This window comes from Halomonas sp. E14 (genome assembly GCF_052568415.1).
The window spans coordinates 2,426,622-2,443,655 of record NZ_CP199423.1 but is presented as its reverse complement, the minus strand read 5'-3'; the positions used below and the strand labels follow the sequence as shown (position 1 = coordinate 2,443,655).

At 64.7% G+C, this 17,034-nt stretch carries 19 protein-coding genes and 1 other RNA gene; 14 read left to right on the top strand and 6 right to left on the bottom strand.

All coding sequences use genetic code 11. The features are described from left to right. Positions 1-33 precede the first annotated feature (33 nt). Positions 34-1,254, bottom strand: coding sequence for a Do family serine endopeptidase (locus ACT7B3_RS11400; RefSeq protein WP_445158020.1), 1,221 nt, complete (start codon positions 1,252-1,254; stop codon positions 34-36). A 98-nt stretch (positions 1,255-1,352) separates the two neighbouring features. On the opposite strand from ACT7B3_RS11400, the gene ACT7B3_RS11395 reads away from it, so the two are divergent. After that, positions 1,353-2,114, top strand: coding sequence for a Nif3-like dinuclear metal center hexameric protein (locus tag ACT7B3_RS11395; protein WP_445158019.1), 762 nt, complete (start codon positions 1,353-1,355; stop codon positions 2,112-2,114). 47 nt (positions 2,115-2,161) lie between these two features. Here ACT7B3_RS11395 and ACT7B3_RS11390 read toward each other — a convergent pair whose 3' ends face one another. Then, complete coding sequence (locus ACT7B3_RS11390) at positions 2,162-2,611, bottom strand: ZapG family protein (protein WP_444677288.1); 450 nt, start codon at positions 2,609-2,611, stop codon at positions 2,162-2,164. A 195-nt stretch (positions 2,612-2,806) separates the two neighbouring features. On the opposite strand from ACT7B3_RS11390, the gene zapE reads away from it, so the two are divergent. The 8 genes from zapE to ACT7B3_RS11350 all read left to right on the top strand — a co-directional run bounded on the left by zapE (position 2,807) and on the right by ACT7B3_RS11350 (position 9,107). After that, a complete protein-coding gene (zapE, locus tag ACT7B3_RS11385) occupies positions 2,807-3,991 on the top strand; it encodes a cell division protein ZapE (RefSeq protein ID WP_445158018.1) in 1,185 nt (394 codons plus the stop codon). Between the two features lie 155 nt (positions 3,992-4,146). Continuing rightward, complete coding sequence (rplM, locus tag ACT7B3_RS11380; protein ID WP_444679308.1) at positions 4,147-4,575, top strand: 50S ribosomal protein L13; 429 nt, start codon at positions 4,147-4,149, stop codon at positions 4,573-4,575. A 13-nt stretch (positions 4,576-4,588) separates the two neighbouring features. After that, on the top strand, positions 4,589-4,978 hold the full coding sequence (gene rpsI, locus ACT7B3_RS11375) for a 30S ribosomal protein S9 (protein ID WP_444677289.1): 390 nt from the start codon (positions 4,589-4,591) through the stop codon (positions 4,976-4,978). 210 nt (positions 4,979-5,188) lie between these two features. Beyond that, on the top strand, positions 5,189-5,779 hold the full coding sequence (petA, locus tag ACT7B3_RS11370; RefSeq protein WP_444677290.1) for a ubiquinol-cytochrome c reductase iron-sulfur subunit: 591 nt from the start codon (positions 5,189-5,191) through the stop codon (positions 5,777-5,779). After that, positions 5,779-7,038 (top strand): cytochrome b, encoded by a 1,260-nt coding sequence (locus tag ACT7B3_RS11365; protein ID WP_444677291.1) that lies wholly within the window; start codon positions 5,779-5,781, stop codon positions 7,036-7,038. Before petA ends, ACT7B3_RS11365 begins: the two co-directional genes overlap by 1 nt. Continuing rightward, complete coding sequence (locus ACT7B3_RS11360; RefSeq protein ID WP_444677292.1) at positions 7,038-7,805, top strand: cytochrome c1; 768 nt, start codon at positions 7,038-7,040, stop codon at positions 7,803-7,805. The genes ACT7B3_RS11365 and ACT7B3_RS11360 overlap by 1 nt, the downstream gene beginning before the upstream one ends. Positions 7,806-7,964: 159 nt before the next feature. After that, positions 7,965-8,591: a stringent starvation protein SspA gene (gene sspA / locus ACT7B3_RS11355; RefSeq protein WP_444677293.1), complete on the top strand. Its 627-nt coding sequence runs from the start codon at positions 7,965-7,967 to the stop codon at positions 8,589-8,591. Positions 8,592-8,648: 57 nt separating this feature from the next. Further along, complete coding sequence (locus ACT7B3_RS11350; protein ID WP_444677294.1) at positions 8,649-9,107, top strand: ClpXP protease specificity-enhancing factor; 459 nt, start codon at positions 8,649-8,651, stop codon at positions 9,105-9,107. Between the two features lie 141 nt (positions 9,108-9,248). Here the strand turns inward: ACT7B3_RS11350 and ACT7B3_RS11345 are convergent, their stop codons facing one another. From ACT7B3_RS11345 to ACT7B3_RS11330, 4 genes are read right to left on the bottom strand one after another with little or no spacing between them, the layout of a single operon-like run. Beyond that, positions 9,249-9,827, bottom strand: a complete 579-nt coding sequence (locus ACT7B3_RS11345) for a BON domain-containing protein (protein ID WP_444677295.1) — start codon at positions 9,825-9,827, stop codon at positions 9,249-9,251. Positions 9,828-9,832: 5 nt separating this feature from the next. Then, complete coding sequence (locus ACT7B3_RS11340; RefSeq protein WP_444677296.1) at positions 9,833-10,426, bottom strand: phosphoheptose isomerase; 594 nt, start codon at positions 10,424-10,426, stop codon at positions 9,833-9,835. Positions 10,427-10,461: 35 nt separating this feature from the next. Then, positions 10,462-10,830 (bottom strand): YraN family protein, encoded by a 369-nt coding sequence (locus ACT7B3_RS11335; protein WP_444677297.1) that lies wholly within the window; start codon positions 10,828-10,830, stop codon positions 10,462-10,464. Then, complete coding sequence (locus ACT7B3_RS11330) at positions 10,814-12,568, bottom strand: penicillin-binding protein activator (protein WP_445158017.1); 1,755 nt, start codon at positions 12,566-12,568, stop codon at positions 10,814-10,816. The genes ACT7B3_RS11335 and ACT7B3_RS11330 overlap by 17 nt, the downstream gene beginning before the upstream one ends. A gap of 105 nt (positions 12,569-12,673) precedes the next feature. On the opposite strand from ACT7B3_RS11330, the gene rsmI reads away from it, so the two are divergent. From rsmI to ACT7B3_RS11305, 5 genes are all read left to right on the top strand, one after another. Next, entirely contained in the window at positions 12,674-13,531 is an 858-nt protein-coding gene (gene rsmI, locus ACT7B3_RS11325; RefSeq protein ID WP_445158016.1) for a 16S rRNA (cytidine(1402)-2'-O)-methyltransferase, read from the top strand. A gap of 53 nt (positions 13,532-13,584) precedes the next feature. Next, positions 13,585-13,952, top strand: an RNA gene (gene rnpB / locus ACT7B3_RS11320) — RNase P RNA component class A. A gap of 71 nt (positions 13,953-14,023) precedes the next feature. Continuing rightward, entirely contained in the window at positions 14,024-14,980 is a 957-nt protein-coding gene (gene rsmH / locus ACT7B3_RS11315) for a 16S rRNA (cytosine(1402)-N(4))-methyltransferase RsmH (RefSeq protein WP_445158015.1), read from the top strand. Between the two features lie 8 nt (positions 14,981-14,988). Then, positions 14,989-15,318: a cell division protein FtsL gene (gene ftsL / locus ACT7B3_RS11310; protein ID WP_444677300.1), complete on the top strand. Its 330-nt coding sequence runs from the start codon at positions 14,989-14,991 to the stop codon at positions 15,316-15,318. Beyond that, positions 15,315-17,021, top strand: coding sequence for a peptidoglycan D,D-transpeptidase FtsI family protein (locus tag ACT7B3_RS11305; protein WP_445158014.1), 1,707 nt, complete (start codon positions 15,315-15,317; stop codon positions 17,019-17,021). The genes ftsL and ACT7B3_RS11305 overlap by 4 nt, the downstream gene beginning before the upstream one ends. Positions 17,022-17,034 lie beyond the last annotated feature (13 nt).

The window sequence follows — 17,034 nt, the reverse complement described above, 5'->3', positions numbered from 1 at the left end:
GGGCGCCCTATGTGAGGGCGCTGTAAAACGCCTTTAGCGCTCCTGGCGCCTTGGCTGGGGCAGCGGCCGTTCGCCGACCTCCAGCTTGACGGTGATGGGATCACCGCTGCGAACCACCGTGAGCGGCAGGGTGGCGCCCGGCTGAATGGCGGCGATATCGCTCATGGCGGCCCGCGCATCGAGAATGGGGCGCTCATCGACTTCGAGCAGCACGTCGCCCGGGCGCAGGCCGGCGCGGTCCGCAGGGCCGTCCGGTACCACGCCGGAAATCACTACTCCCCTGGCCACCTGAAGTCCGAACGAGGCCGCAAGTTCGGGGGTCATCTCCTGGGCTTCGATGCCGAGCCAGCCGCGGATGACGCGACCCTGGGTGACGAGGGCGTCAAGCGTGCTGCGCGCAAGCCGGGTAGGAATGGCGAAGCCGACCCCCTGTGAGCCGCCCGAGCGCGAGAAGATGGCGGTATTGATGCCCACCAGGGCGCCTTCCGCATTGATCAGCGCACCGCCGGAGTTGCCGGGGTTGATGGCGGCATCGGTCTGGATGAAGTCCTCGTAGGCACTCAGGCCCAGGTGGCTGCGCCCCGTGGCGCTGATGATACCCATGGTGACGGTCTGGCCGACGCCAAAGGGGTTGCCGATGGCCATGGCGATGTCGCCTACCGCCACATCGTCATCGCTGGCGATGGCGATTACCGGCAGGCTGTCGAGGTCGATACGCAGCACCGCGAGGTCGCTCTCCGGGTCGGTGCCGATCACGTGGGCCAGCGTCTCGCGGCCATCGCGCAGGGCGACCTGGATCTCGTCGGCGCCGTCTATCACGTGGTGGTTGGTCAGCACGTAGCCATCGTCGCTCACAATTACGCCCGAGCCGAGGCTCGACAGCAGGCGCTGCTGGGTCGGCAGCTCGTCGCCGAAGAACTGGCGGAAAAAGGGATCCGACATCATCGGATGCTGCTCCCGCGACACGACGCGGGAAGAATAGATGTTGACGACTGCGGGCGCAGCCTTCTCCACCGCCTCGGAGTAGCTGACGGGCCCTTGCTGACGCGACAATGGCGCGGCGCGCTGTATCTCGGGCAGCGGGCGCGCCGGGGTTTGCCGGATGTCGGCCCCCGGCGGCTGGCGAACCGCATCGGTTCCTGCGCTGGGGGGAGTGGAACGCTCCAGCAACTGTGGGAAGGCGTTGAGCAGTACGATAGCCAGCAGCACGCCGATGACGATTGGCAGTGCATAGGCGAGAAGAGAACGACGCATACGGCGTTTCCTGATGGGCGCGCGGTCGATGCTGTCCCGCGCAATCGTTACAATGGGGGCATTGTAACATTGGCGGCAAAGCGCTGTCCGGAGGCGACATGATTCCCCGCGATACCCTGGTACAAGCATGCGATGCCATGCTCGGAACGTCACGCTTCAACGACTACACCATCAATGGCCTTCAAGTGGCCGGGCGTGACAGCGTGGCGCGCGTGATGAGCGGTGTGACGGCCTGCCAGGCCCTGCTGGACGAGGCGGTGGCCTGGCAGGCGGACCTGCTGCTGGTCCATCACGGCTATTTCTGGAAGAACGAACCGGTGGCCATCACCGGAATTAAGCAGCGGCGGATCCGCACGCTGCTGCTCAATGACATCAGTCTGGTAGCCTATCACCTGCCGCTCGACGCCCATCCGAGCCTCGGCAACAACGCTCAGCTGGCTAAACGCCTGTCGCTGGAGGTGGAAGGCTGTGCCGATGGCGAGCTGGGCGAGGGCCTGCTCTGGCTGGGTCGGCTGGCGGAGGCGCGTTCCTGTGCGGCCTTCGCCGGGCAGGTGGCCGAGGCGCTGGGGCGTGAGCCGCTGCTGATCGAGGCGCCCGGTAGGCATGCGGTCAAGCGCGTCGCCTGGTGTACCGGCGGGGCGCAAGACATGATCGTTAAGGCCTGGGAGGCGGGAGCCGACGCCTATATTTCCGGCGAGATCTCCGAGCGGACCACCCATCTGGCGCGCGAGCTTGGCATTCATTATCTGGCGGCGGGCCATCACGCCACCGAGCGCTATGGTGTGCAAGCCCTCGGGGAGTGGCTGGCCCGCGAGCATGGCGTATGCCATCGCTTCGTCGACATCGACAACCCGGCCTGAGCCGGGCGTCGCCCCGGCTATCGCCAGGCGAATCGTGCCGCCTTGGCTCAATAGCGCGGAGGCTGGGGCGTCTGGCTCGGCTCCTCGCTCGGCTTGAGGCCGAAATTTTCAGACAGCGTGCCGCCGGTGCCATCGGCGTAGTCGCGCGGCATCGGCGGCTCGTTGGCCTGGCCCGTCAGGGCCGGCTGGTCCGCCGCGTCCAGTTGACGCACCTTATCGGTTTCGCAGCGCAGCGTGCTGGCATCTTCCTTCAGTCGATGCTCGAGCGTGCGCATCTCGCGCTGCAGATTGCCCACCATCATGCCCACCTGGCTGAAGTGCTCGCCCAGCCCTTCGCGAAGCTCGGCCAGCTCGCGCTCTTTCTCGGCAGACTGGCGGCGAAGCTGCTGCAGGGTGCCGGCCGATGAGCCAAGCAGGTGGTAGCCCAGCGCGCCGAGCCCAAGGCCGACGAGCAGGCTAATGATGGCCAGAAGCCAGTTCACGTTGCCATATTCCACGAAATTCTCCTGATGAAGGTGCATGCTTGACGCATGGGAGCCATGCGGCCTGCCGGCGGCCCATTATAGGGGCGCTGGGCGAGAGTGGGTCAACGTGTGGCCCGACGGGCCGGGGGCCATTTTTCTACGCATGCCGCGTCGGGTGCGTATAATACGTGGCCTGCACCTCAAGAGTCCGATCAGCAAGGAACTGCCATGTGTGCGACTGCGTCCCCCGCAGCTGCTCGCTCGGCCCAAGGTACCACGCCGCTGGCGCGCTACCGTGCCGACCTCGAGCGAGACGATTTTCAGTACGACCCTGCCCAGGAGCAGGCGGTAGCCGAGCTTCAGCGCCTCTACGACGCCTTGCTGGCGGCGCCGCGCACCGAGCCGCGAGCGGTGACCGCCGGGCGCGGTCTCAAGTCGAAGATGGCAGGGCTGTTCGGCAAGCGCGAGAAGCCTCCCGAAGCGCCTGAGCCGCCAGCGGTTCAGGGGCTCTATTTCTGGGGTGGGGTGGGGCGCGGCAAGACCTATCTGGTCGACACCTTCTATGAGTCGCTGCCGTTTCCCGACAAGATGCGCACCCATTTCCACCGCTTCATGCAGCGGGTGCACAACGAGCTGCAGCATTACAAGGGCGAAAAGAACCCGCTGACGCTGATCGCTGGCAAGTTTGCCGCCGAGGCGCGGGTGATATGCTTCGATGAGTTCTTCGTCAAGGACATCACCGATGCCATGATCCTGGCCAACCTGCTCGAGGCACTGTTTGAGCGCGGCGTCGTGCTGGTGGCGACATCCAACATCGTACCCGACGAACTCTACAAGGATGGTCTGCAGCGGGCGCGCTTCCTGCCGGCCATCGCCCTGCTCAAGCGCCACTGTCGCGTGGTCAACGTCGATTCCGGCATCGACTATCGGCTGCGCGCGCTGGAACGAGCCGAAATCTTCCACGCGCCGCTGGACGAGGCGGCCGAGCGCGAGCTGGCCCGCAGCTTCCGTGAAATCGCCGGCCACGAGGGTGAGCGGGACGTGCCCATCGAGATCAATCATCGCGTGCTGCATGCCCGGCGCCTGCATGACGACGTAGTATGGTTCGAGTTTCGTGAACTGTGCGACGGCCCGCGCAGCCAGAACGACTACATCGAGCTGGCGCGCGAATACCATACCGTGCTGGTGTCCAACGTGACGCGCATGGGGGCGGCCACCGATGACCAGGCGCGGCGCTTCATCAACATGGTCGACGAGTTCTACGACCGCGGGGTCAAGCTGCTGATGTCGGCCGAGGTCGAGGCGGCTGCGCTATACGCCGACGGCCGCCTCGAGTTCGAGTTCCAGCGGACCCTGTCCCGGCTGCAGGAGATGCAGTCCCACGAGTACCTGGCCTTACCGCACAAGCCGTGAAATGGCTTAACCTGGGCGAGGGATTCATGTAGAATGCTGCCTCGCTCGAACGTTGTCTCCTCCCCAGGGCGGATACAACCAAGAAGAATAGGGATGATTCCAGCGCCGTCCGCGACGTGGAATCCAATACACTTGAATATTTTGTGGTGATGTCCATGAAGACGTTTACTGCCAAACCGCAGTCCGTCCAGCGCGACTGGTATGTCGTCGATGCCACTGGCAAGACGCTGGGTCGCCTGGCTACCGAAATTGCGCGTCGTCTGCGCGGCAAGCACAAGCCCGAGTTCACGCCGCACGTTGATACCGGTGACTACATCGTCGTCGTTAATGCCGAGAAGGTTCACGTCACCGGCAACAAGGCCAAGGCCAAGACCTACTATCGCCACACCGGCTACCCGGGTGGCCTGCGCTCCATGACCTTCGAAAAGATGATCGACCACGCTCCCGAGCGGATCATCGAGTCTGCCGTGAAGGGAATGCTGCCGAAGGGTCCGCTGGGCCGCGCCATGTATTCCAAGCTCAAGGTCTACGCTGGTGCCGAACATCCGCACGCCGCCCAGCAGCCGCAAGAACTGAACATCTGAAGGGACCATTGCCATGACTCAGCAATACTACGGTACCGGGCGCCGCAAGACTTCCACGGCTCGCGTTTTCCTCAAGCCGGGCACCGGCAAGATCACCGTGAACGATCGTGAACTCGACCAGTATTTCGGTCGTGTCACCGGTCGCATGGTAGTGCGTCAGCCGCTCGAGCTGACCGAAACCACCGGCCAATTCGACGTGTTTGTCACCGTCAAGGGTGGCGGCGGTTCCGCTCAGGCGGGTGCCATTCGTCACGGCATCACTCGTGCCCTGATGGAGTACAATGAAGACTTCCGTCCGACGCTGCGTGCGGCAGGCTACGTCACGCGTGACGCTCGCCAGGTCGAGCGTAAGAAGGTCGGCCTGCGCAAGGCGCGCCGTCGTCCTCAGTTCTCCAAGCGTTAATCGCTTCGTCGAACGAAAAAACCCGGGCCAATGCCCGGGTTTTTTTATTTTTATTTCAGGTAATTACAAACGGAATTCCACCTTGGTCAGGCCTCCTTCGTCTTGTGCGAAGCGGAGCGATTCCTTACTATATGGCGGATTTGGTATCCGTGGTCGCGGGAGTCCTCCCCGTGCTGGATCAACGGGTAAGCTGATGGGAGAAACCAGAAAATGGCAGACAACGGCGTGAACAAAGGGCGGCGCCGACTGCTCCTGGGAGCCACCACCGTCGTGGGTGCGGTGGGGGCTGTAGGAGTGGCGGTTCCCTTTGTGGCTTCCTGGCAGCCGAGTGCCAGGGCGAGAGCGGCGGGGGCGCCCGTTCGGGCGGATATCTCCAAGCTCGAGGACGGGCAGCGCATGACCGTCGAATGGCGTGGCCGGCCGGTATGGGTCGTGAGACGCACGCCCGAAATGATCGAGCGTACTGAGCAGTTCGACCCGACGCGCCTGGCCGATCCGGACTCCCAGGTGCCACAGCAGCCCGCCTACATCTCCGGCCCGTTGCGCTCCATCCGCCCGGAAATCTCCGTACTGATCGGCATCTGCACTCACCTGGGCTGCTCCCCGCTGTTCCGCCCCGAGCCGGAAGACGTGGACATGACGGCCTGGCCGGGCGGCTACTTCTGCCCTTGTCACGGTTCCTACTTCGACCTGTCGGGCCGCGTGTTCCGCAACGTGCCGGCGCCGACCAACCTCGAAGTTCCGCCTTACCGCTTTGAAGGCGACGATATCATCGTCGGCGAAGATGAGGAGACCGCGTGATGGGTAACCCGAATCGTGTCAAGGCGGAAAGCGGTTTCATGCGCTGGGTCGACGACCGCTTCCCCGCCACGCAGATGTGGCAGGAGCACCTGTCCCAGTACTATGCGCCCAAGAACTTCAATGTTTGGTACTTCTTCGGATCGCTGGCGCTGCTGGTGCTGGTCAACCAGATCCTGACCGGGGTATGGCTCACCATGAGCTACAACCCCTCCGCCGAAGGCGCCTTCGCCTCCGTCGAATACATCATGCGCGACGTGGAGTATGGCTGGCTCATTCGCTACCTGCACTCCACCGGCGCGTCGGCCTTCTTCGTGGTGATCTACCTGCACATGTTCCGCGCGCTGCTGTACGGATCGTACAAGGCGCCGCGCGAGCTGGTGTGGATCTTCGGCATGGCCATCTACCTGCTGCTGATGGCAGAAGCCTTCATGGGCTACCTGCTGCCCTGGGGCCAGATGTCCTACTGGGGTGCCCAGGTCATCATCTCGCTGTTCTCCGCCATTCCCGTCATCGGCCCCGATCTGGCCCAGTGGGTGCGGGGTGACTTCCTGATCTCCGGCATCACCCTGAACCGCTTCTTTGCCCTACACGTGGTGGCGCTGCCCATCGTGATCCTGGCGCTGGTGGTGTTGCACCTGATCGCGTTGCACGAAGTGGGTTCCAACAACCCCGACGGCATCGACATCAAGGCGAAGAAGGACGAGACCGGCAAGCCGTTGGATGGCATCCCCTTCCACCCCTATTACACCGTCAAGGATGTCTTTGGCGTCGCGGTGTTCCTGTTCGTGTTCGCCGCTGTGGTCTTCTACTTCCCAGAGGGTGGCGGCTACTTCCTCGAGCGGCCCAACTTCGAGCCGGCCAACCCGATGGTGACGCCGGACCATATCGCGCCGGTGTGGTACTTCACGCCCTTCTACGCGATCCTGCGTGCGATCACCTTCGACCTCTTCGGCCTCGATGCCAAGTTCCTGGGTGTCGTGTTCATGGGCGGTGCGATCGCTGTGCTGTTCGTACTGCCGTGGCTCGACCGTAGCCCGGTGAACTCCATGCGCTACAAGGGCTGGATGTCCAAGGTCATGCTCGCGCTGTTTGCGGTCAGCTTCGTGGTCCTGGGTATTCTCGGCGCACTGCCCGCCACGCCGATGCGTACGGCCGTGGCACAGCTGTGCACCGTGATCTACTTCGCCTTCTTCCTGCTGATGCCGCTGTACACCAGGATGGAGAAGACCAAACCCCTGCCGGAAAGGGTGACTGGCTAATGAAAAAGCAACTGCTCGCACTGCTCTTCGCGCTGGTGCCCTTCACGGCGATGGCTGCACCGGCTGTTGATGTGCCGTACTCGATGACGCCCGACCTGAACAACAAGGAGTCGTTGCAGCGCGGCATGCAGCTCTATGTCAACTACTGCATGGGCTGCCATTCGCTGGAGTTCCAGCGCTTCGCGCGGGCTGCCGAGGATTTCGGCATGCCCCAGGATCTGGTAGAACAGAACCTGATCTTCTCGTCGTCGCTGGCATTCAACGATCAAATGCACACGGCCATGACCCGTCAGGACGGCGCCAATTGGTTCGGCGCTCCGGCGCCGGACCTGACGCTGCACGGACGTCTGCGCGGCACCGATTGGATTTACTCCTATCTCATGACGTTCTACCGCGACCCCAGCCGTCCGAACGGCGTCAACAACGCGGTGTTTGAGATGGTGGCCATGCCCAACGTGCTCGAGCCGCTGCAGGGGGTACAGGAGCGCGTCTGCTCTCAGACGGATCGCCCCGTGCCGGGTGCCGAGCTCGACCCGCTCACTGGCAAGTACCAGTCGTGCGACGTGCTGCAGGTTACCCGCCCGGGTGCTATGGAGCCGGCCGAGTTCGAGGAGGCGGTCTACGACCTGACCAACTTCCTCTCCTACGTGGGTGAGCCTTCCAAGCTGCAGGCCCAGGTGCTTGGCCCGAAGGTGCTGATCTTCATCTTTATCTTCGGCGTGCTGGCCTACCTGCTCAAGCGTGAGTACTGGCGCGATATCCACTGATTCGCTGCGAATCGGTCTGTCGTGACCTGAGGGGCGTATGGCGATAGCCATACGCCCCTTTTCCTTCTGCCAGGAACCCGCATTGCCTGCAGGGCAGGCGTCCACCCGACGATGACGGCGTGCTATCATGCGGGTTCGAATTGAAGCGAGGATAGTTTCATGGGTGTAGTGGCCAAGCGATCATCGATGATCTTCTATTCAGGGAGTGATGATCACTTCAGTCATCGTGTGCGCATCGTGCTCGCTGAGAAGGGCGTGGCGGTAGATATCGTCGAGGTCAGCGGTGACCAGCGACCCGAAGAGCTCGCCGACCTCAATCCGTACAACAGCGTGCCGACGCTGCTGGATCGGGATCTGGTGCTCTACGAATCCAAGGTGATGATGGAATACCTCGACGAGCGTTTTCCTCACCCGCCGCTGCTGCCGGTCTATCCTGTCGCCCGGGCCCAGAGCCGGCTTTGGATGCATCGCATAGAGCGCGAGTGGTGCCCGATGGTCGAGCAGATCGAGCAAGGCGGCAAGAAGGAGGCGGACCGGGCGCGCAAGGAGCTGCGCGAGAGCCTGGTGGGCATCTCTCCGATCTTCGAGGACGTGCCCTTTTTCATGAGCGAAGAGTTCTCGCTGGTCGACTGCTGCATTGCCCCCATTCTGTGGCGCTTGCCGGTGCTGGGCATCGAGCTACCCGAGAAGCAGGTCAAGCCGCTGGTGACCTACATGGAGCGCCTCTTCGAGCGCGATGCGTTCCTCTCCTCGCTGAGTGAGAACGAGCGCGAAATGCGTACCTGAGCGTGGTGCCGGGCCGCGGCCTGGCATCGCCAACGTCAACGAGGAGGGCAGAGCCAAATGCTGTCGAGCCGTCCCTATCTTGCCAGAGGCCTCTACCAGTGGCTGCTGGACAACGACCTCACCCCGTATATCGTGGTGGATGCTGAACAGCCTGGCGTCATCGTGCCGCGGCAGTTTGTGCAGAACGGCCAGATCGTGCTCAACGTGGGCCCAACGGCGGTGCGCGATCTTTTCATCGGCAACGATGCCGTCCGCTTCCACGCCCGTTTCAGCGGCCAGCCGATGCGGGTCGAGGTGCCGAGTGAGGCGCTGGTGGCCATCTATGCACGTGAGAACGGCATGGGCATGGTCTTCGGCCATGAGCCGGTGTTGCCTGGTCCGGGGCAGGACGAAACCGATGGTGCCGAGCGCGCGGAATTGACCGGCGTCGAGCGCGACGTTGCGCGACCGCAAGGTGATGAGCGTGGCGCCGATACGCCTCGCAAGGGCAAGCCTTCGTTGCGTGTGATCAAGTAACCGTCTGCGCGACACGGCGCGCCTGATGGACGCAGGAAAGTTTATCGCGATGCCAAACACAAAGGGCCGGGGAGATTCCCCGGCCCTTTGTGTTCTTGCTCAAGTCATGCCTGGCTGGCCACAGGTCAAGGCGCAGTGCGGTCAATCCAGGTAGTCGAAGACCTTGACGATGCGCTGCACGCCGCCGATGTTAGCAATCGCGTTGACGATGCGGTCCGCTTCCGAGCGTGTCACGATGCCCATGACATAGACACTGGCGTTCTCGGTCACGAAGCGCAGGCGGGTAGTGTCGATGCTCTGGTCAGCAGCCAGGCTGGTGCGAATACGCGTGTTGATCCAGGTGTCTGACATGCGCTGGCTGGCCGGCAGGTTGGCGGCGACCGAGAGTTCGTTATGTACGTCGCGCACGTTGCGCACCTCAAGGGCGACTTCGGTAGCTCGCCGCTTGAGCTCTTCGCTCGGTACCTGGCCGGTGAGCAGCACGATGCCGTTGTAGCTGTCGACATTGATCCGTGCGTCGCCCAGGCGCGCGTCGGACCGCCGTAGGTTGTGAGAGATCTTGGTTTCGATGCTCTCGTCCTCGACCTGGGCGCCTAGGGTGCGCTTGCCGTAGTTCTCGTCGATGGTGCCAGGATTGGCGACACCGGTGACGGTGGTGCAGCCGCCGAGGGTCAGTGCCATAGAGATGATCAGCAGGCTCAACAGTCTCGTGAACGTCATGGGGATTACTCGCTGCTACCGAAGAGTTGTTCGTCGATGAGGTCGCACAGGCAGTGGATGACTAGCAGATGCACTTCCTGAATACGCGCCGTCGAGGTGGCGGGCACGCGAATCTCGCAGTCATCCTGGCCGAGCAGGGAGGCCATGTTGCCTCCGTCGCGGCCGGTCAATGCCACCACGGTCATGTCGCGGTCGTGGGCGGCCTGAATCGCCTGGATGACATTGGCGGAGTTGCCGCTGGTGGAGATTGCCAGCAGGACGTCGCCGGGCTGACCCAGGGCGCGGATCTGCTTGGAGAAGACCTCGTTGTAGCTGTAGTCGTTGGCGATCGAGGTCAGCGTCGAGGTATCGGTGGTCAATGCCAGGGCGGGCAAGCTCGGGCGCTCTCGCTCGAAGCGATTGAGCAGTTCCGATGAGAAGTGCTGGCTGTCGCCGGCGCTGCCGCCGTTGCCGCAGGCCAGTATCTTGCCCTCGTTGACCAGGCACTGGACCATCATCTGACTGGCCACCTCGATGAAAGGCGGCAGTACCTCGCTGGCGTAGGTCTTGGTATCGATGCTGGCGTTGAAGTGGCCAAGTATACGTTGCTGAAAATCCATTCTACCGAGTCCTGGTGCAGGGGACTGTGAACCGGTCAGAACGCGTCGAAGGCGCTCTGCACCCAGTCGAAATCGAGAGCGGGTGGGGTGCCTGTCACGGCCAAGGCGTCAAAACGGCAGGGACATGATAGCCGGTTGCGCGCGAGATAAAAACGCGCGGCATGGATTAGCCGACGCTGTTTTGTCGCGGTGATGGTTTCAAGGGGATGGCCATGGCGGCTGTCGGCACGGTGGCGCACCTCGACGAAGACCAGCGTTTCGCCGTCACGCATGACCAGATCGAGCTCGCCGCCCTTGCACTGCTGGTTCGCCGCCAGCAGCACCAGGCCGCGGGCGACGAGCCAGTCGGCGGCCAGGCGCTCGATCTGCGAGCCCCTGGCGCGGGCATCAGCGGAGCTGACCATTGCCGAGCACTTCGAAGGAGAGGATAGGCCTGGGTACGCCACTTTCGAAGCGTGCCCAGGGCAGGCGGCGCTGGATGCGCCCATCATGGCCGGGGACCAGCAGGCCCGTTGCGCCGTGGACCTGGCTTTCCGGCAGGAGCTGCAGCTGCGGCAGGCGGCGCGCCAGCTCATAGGCATCCACACCCATGGCCATCAAGCGGAAGATCGAGGCGTCGCTATCCTGGCGCAAGGTGCGATAGCTGGCCAGGTAGGGCAGGGCTTCCACGCCTCCGACCGCTGCGTCGGGGATCTGCCAGGGGATGTCGAGGAAATAGACGTCGTCGAGATCGTGATCCAGCAGCGGCTGGGGGCGCCCCTCGAACAGATGGGAGGTGGCATAGATCGGCAGATCGGCGGCGCCGGCGAAGTCCAGGTTGGGTGGCACCTGGCGCGCGTAGCTGGGCAGCGCTAGCAGGAACAGCATGTCGGGGCGTCCGCCGGACAGCGCGCGGCGGGTGCTTTCGGTGGCTGAGCCGCGGGGGTCGTAGGTCACCAGCGCAGTGATGATGCCGTCGCGCAGACGCCACTCCTGCTCGAAGGCGCGGCCGACGCGTGCGCCCCATTCGTTATCGGGTACCAGCATGGCGCTGCGGTGGTGGCCATCCTCGCGTGCACGGCGCGCCACCTGGCGCGCCTCGTCTTCGGCGGAAAGCCCGAACTGGAACAGGCCCTGGGCGCGGTTAGTGTCGCCATGGCCGTAGTTCAGCGCCAGGGTGGGCAGCGGCACGCTGTCGCGGTTTTCAAGCTCGGTGACCTGGTCCTTGTCCAGCGGGCCGATCACGACCTGCGCGCCCAGGTTACGGGCTTCTGCATAGAGCGCCTCGAGATCGCCGTAGCTGGCGTCGATGAAGGAAAGCCGGACGTTGCCGTTACTTTCCGCCGCGCTGCCATGATGTGCTCGGATGCCGTCGCGAATCGCCTCGGCCACGCTCGCTAGCGGCCCGGACTGGGGCAGGAAGACGGCAATATGGTTCACCGTCTGGCCGCGCAGTTCGCGCAGGGCCAACAGCTCCTCCGGCACGCGCCTGGCGGCGGGGTGGCGGGCATTGCGCTCGCGCCACTCCTCCAGGCGGACGAACAGACGTTCGATGTCGCCGCTGCTGTCGCGCATCAGCTGAGCCAGGTCGATCCAGCCTAGCGTGATGGCGTCGGCATCGTCGGCGAGGACGGACAGTTCGTTGCCCTCGAGGCGGGAGATCGAAGACCAGATCGGGTCGTTGAGGGTGTCGCGGTCGGTCTGGGATTGCACCCACAGCAGCAGGGCGGCGGCCGCTTGATGCTCGTCGAGACGCGCGAGGGCAAGGCCGCGCCGCTCGCTGAGGATCACGCGGGCGTCGCGCGGCAGTTGAATCTCGTCGAGCAGTTCGGTGGCCTGGATGACGGCCCAGGGTTCGTCGACCTGCTCGCCAAGCTCGGAAAGCAGCATGGCCCAGTGTAGGCGGTGCTCGCCCGGCAGTCGGGCGTCATCGATCGCCACGGCAACTTCGTACGCCTGCGTCGTCTGGCCCTGCTGTGCTAGGATGTCGGCCGCTTCGAGACGGCTGATCGCCGCCTGCTCCGGGCCCTGCTCACGGGCCTGCTCCAGCAGGTGGCCGGGGTCGTCATCGGGAATCCGTTCCACGATGCCAGGCGGGGCGCAGCCGGCCACCAGGAGCGCCAGGAGTACAAGGGCCAGCAGGCCGCGGGACGTTTTCAGCATGAATTCTTCCTTGTCCGGTGAGCTTCTAGGTGTGCGCGAAGCGCGCTCAATCCCGGTTGTCTCGTTATGATCGTAGCCAGCCCGACAGACTCCCGAGGAGCCGATATGTCTCGCATCAGTATGGGTACATTGTACGTGGTCGCCACGCCGATTGGGAATCTGGAGGATCTGGGGGCGCGTGCGGCGCGCGTACTGGGCGAGGTGGCGTTGATCGCGGCCGAGGATACGCGCCACACCCGCCAGCTGCTGCGCCACCTGGGCTTGGCGACACCCATGTTGTCGCTGCATGACCACAACGAAGCAGCCAGGGTAGAGCAGCTAGATGTGCGTCTCGTCGAGGGCGATGACATCGCGCTGGTCAGCGATGCCGGTACGCCGCTGATCAGCGACCCGGGTTTCGTGCTGGTGCGTGAGCTGCGGGCCCGCGGGAGGCGTGTTGTTCCGGTGCCTGGTCCTTGCGCGCTGGTGGCGGCCCTAAGCGCTGCAGGGCTGCCAACCGACCGCTTCCTGTTCCACGGCTTTCTACCAGCCAAGCCCTCGTCGCGCAGGCAGCGACTCGAGGCGCTCAAGCGCCACGCGGAGACGCTGGTATTCTACGAATCCCCCCATCGCATTCGCGCTACGCTCGAGGATCTCCAGGTGGTGCTTGGCGAGCGGCGCCTGGTGCTGGCGCGCGAACTGACCAAGACCTTCGAGACCTTTCTCGAAGGCACGGCCCTGGCGCTGCTGGCGCGCATGGAAGACGACCCGGACCAGGCGCGTGGCGAGTTTGTGGTGATGGTGAGCGGCGCCGAGTCGAACGGCGTCGACGTGCCAGGCAGCGTGGAGGCCGAAGCGTTGCTCGAGGCGCTGCTTGCCGAGGGGGTGGGTGTCAAGCAGACCGCGGCCGTCGCGGCTCGCCTGCTGGGCGGCGGCAAGAAGTCCTGGTACGAGCGGGCTCAGGCGCTGAAGCCGTCGCGCTGAATCAGGGTGGAAAGGCATTGAGAGGCCATGGGTGCACTGGTATTCTTGCGCTCGGAGTCGGCCAGACAGTCGCCGTTGCCTGCCATCCTCGTGGTGGCTGGCGAGGGAGGAAAGTCCGGGCTCCATAGGGCAGGGTGCCAGGTAACGCCTGGGCGGCGCGAGCCGACGGAAAGTGCAGCAGAGAGCAGACCGCCTACGTCTCCTGCGGGAGGCCGGCAAGGGTGAAAGGGTGCGGTAAGAGCGCACCGCACGGCTGGCAACAGCGCGTGGCATGGTAAACCCCACCCGGAGCAAGACCAAATAGGAACCCGATGGCGTGGCCCGCGCTGGGTTCGGGTAGGTTGCTTGAGGGCCGTGGTGACGCGGCTCCTAGATGAATGACTGTCCTCGACAGAACCCGGCTTATCGGCCGACTCCCTTGTTTTCCATACCTCCCGATATCGGTCATCAGGCCGGGGCATAAATTTCGTTACCGATACCTCAGGGAAGCGCATGTCGTCGACCGCATCTGAACCGGCCCACCGCGGCTTCCGTCATGCCAGCGTCCTGTTGGATGGCGCCGTCGAGGCGCTCGTCAACGATCCGCGCGGTGCCTACCTGGATGGCACCTTTGGTCGCGGAGGCCACTCCCGTGCGATTCTTGAGCGCCTGGCGCCGGAAGGGCGCCTGCTGGCCATCGATCGCGATCCCCAGGCCATTGCCGCCGCCCGCGCCATCGACGACCCCCGCTTTGCCATCGAGCAGGGCGAGTTCGCCCGCCTAGGCGAGCTGGCACGCCGCCATGACCTTTATGGTCGCCTGGACGGGGTGCTGCTCGATGTCGGCGTCTCGTCGCCGCAGCTGGACGACCCGGAGCGGGGCTTCAGCTTCCTGCGCGACGGGCCGCTGGACATGCGCATGGATCCCACCCGTGGCGAGAGCGTGGCCGAGTGGCTGGCGCGGGCAAGCGAGGCGGACATCGCCCGGGTGTTCAAGGTCTACGGCGAGGAGCGCTTCGCCAGGCGCCTGGCCAAGGCCGTGGTGAGCCGGCGCACCGAGCGCCCGTTCACGCGCACGGCCGATCTGGCGGAAGTGCTCAAGACTGCCCATCCGGCCTGGGAAAAAGGCAAGCACCCGGCCACCCGTGCCTTCCAGGCGCTGCGTATTCACATCAACGGTGAGCTCGACCAGCTTGACGCCGCGCTGCAGGCCGCGCTTGAAGCCCTGGCACCCGGCGGGCACCTGGTCGTGATCAGCTTCCATTCGCTGGAAGACCGGCGGGTCAAGCGCTTCATCCGGGAGCACGTGCGAGGCGACGTCGATGTACCCAAGGGCGTGCCGCTGCGTGATGACCAACTGGCCAGGCGGCTGGAGGCGCTAGGCAAGGCGCAGCGTCCTTCCGCAGAGGAAGTGGCGGGTAATCCCCGGGCACGCAGCGCCGTGATGCGCGCCGCGCGCAAGCTGCGCTGAGGCCCGCCATGCTGCAAGGACGACTGCCTACCCGCACGGAACTCGCCAACTGGCCGTTTGGGCGCCTGCTGAGCTTTCGCCTGCTGCTGGTGGTCACGCTGGTCCTGGCGTGCCTGGCCAGCGCCATGGCCGTGATCAACACCAGTCATCTCACCCGCGAGCAATATGCCCGGCTGCAGCAGCTGGAGCGCGAGCGCGACCAGCTGCAGACCGAATGGGGGCAGCTGCTGCTGGAAGAGAGCGCCTGGTCATCTCCCGCACGCATCGAGCGTCTGGCCACCGAGCGGCTTGAGATGCGCCTGCCCGATGTCAATGAAGTCGAGGTCATACGGCCATGAGCGCCGACGTTCGCAGTAGCCCCTCGCGGCGGCGCCTGCCGATTAAGCCCATGGGCGGAGCGCGCTATGCCCTGGTGCTGGGGCTGGTCATCATCGGCCTGTTGATGCTGGCCGGGCGTATCGTGACGCTGCATGTGGTCGACCGTACCTTCCTGCAAGGGCAGGGCGATGCCCGGATCCTGCGCACCGAGTCACTGACCGCCCACCGCGGCATGATTACCGACCGCCACGGCGAGCCGCTGGCGATCTCGACGCCCGTGGTCACGCTCTGGGCCAACCCTCAGGAGTTACCGGAGGATCGTATCCAGCGCTTGATGTTGGCCCAGGCGCTGGGCATGGATCTCAACGACCTCGATGCCAGGCTCGAGCGTTTTGCCCACCGCGAGTTCATGTTCTTGCGCCGCCAGCTCACTCCGGAGGCGGCCCAGCGCGTGCTTGACCTGCGCATGACGGGCGTCTATGCCCAGCACGAGTACAAGCGCTACTACCCGGCCGGTGAAGTGGCCGCGCAGCTGCTGGGGGTGACCAACGTCGACGACATGGGTCAGGAGGGGGTCGAGCTTGCCTATCAGCCCTACCTGGCCGGCACGCCGGGCCAGCGTCGGGTGATCAAGGATCGCCGGGGGCGCCTGGTGCGCGACCTCGCGCTGCTGCGTGAGGCGCAGCCGGGAGGCGATCTGGTCCTCTCCATCGACCAGCGCCTGCAGTACATGGCCTATCGCGAGTTGAAGGCCGCGGTGGCTGAGCATCAGGCCGATGGCGGGGTCGTAGTCATGATGGATGCGCGCACCGGCGAAGTGTTGGCCATGGCCAACCAGCCTTCTTACAATCCCAACAACCGCGCGGGCTTGGATCCCCGCGGGCTGCGTAACCAGGCCATCGTGGACGTCTTCGAGCCCGGCTCGGTCATGAAGCCGCTGGCCATGGCCGCGATCATGGAGAGCGGCCAGTTTAGCCGCGACGTGGTGGTGGACACATCGCCGGGCTGGATGCGTATCGACCGCTTCACCATCCGCGATATTCGCAACTACGGCCGCCTGGACCTGGCCGGGATCCTCGAGAAATCGTCCAACATCGGCATGTCACGGCTGGTGCTGGCGCTCGACGACCCGCTGGTGCCCGACCTTTACCGTCGGCTGGGCTTCGGCCAGAGTACCGAGACCGGTTTCCCGGGCGAAGCGGTCGGCCACATGCCGGCGCCGGTGCGCTGGTCGCGCAGCCAGTGGGCGGCACTCTCCTACGGCTATGGTCTCTCCGTTTCGGCCCTGCAGCTGGCCAGCGCCTATACCGCCCTGGCCAATGAGGGCGTGCGCATGCAGCCTTCGCTGCTGAAACTGCCTGACACGCCACCGGGCCTGCCGGCCATCGAACCGTCGGTGGCCTACGATCTGCTGCGGATCATGGAAGAATCGGTGCAGCCGGGTACGGGCGGACGGCGGGCGGCGGTGCCGGGTTATCGCGTGGCCGGCAAGACCGGCACCGTGCGCAAGACCTCGGCCACTGGCTATGAGCAGAATGCCTACCGCAGCCTGTTTGCCGGCGTTGCCCCGGTGTCGGACCCGCGCATCGTGACCATCGTGATGATCGACCATCCGCGAGGCGGTGATTACTTCGGCGGTGCCGTGGCGGCACCGGTGTTCTCGCGGGTGACCGGCAGTGCGCTGCGCCTGCTGGATGTCCCTCCAGACCAGCGTGCCCGATGATGCCCGTGCCATT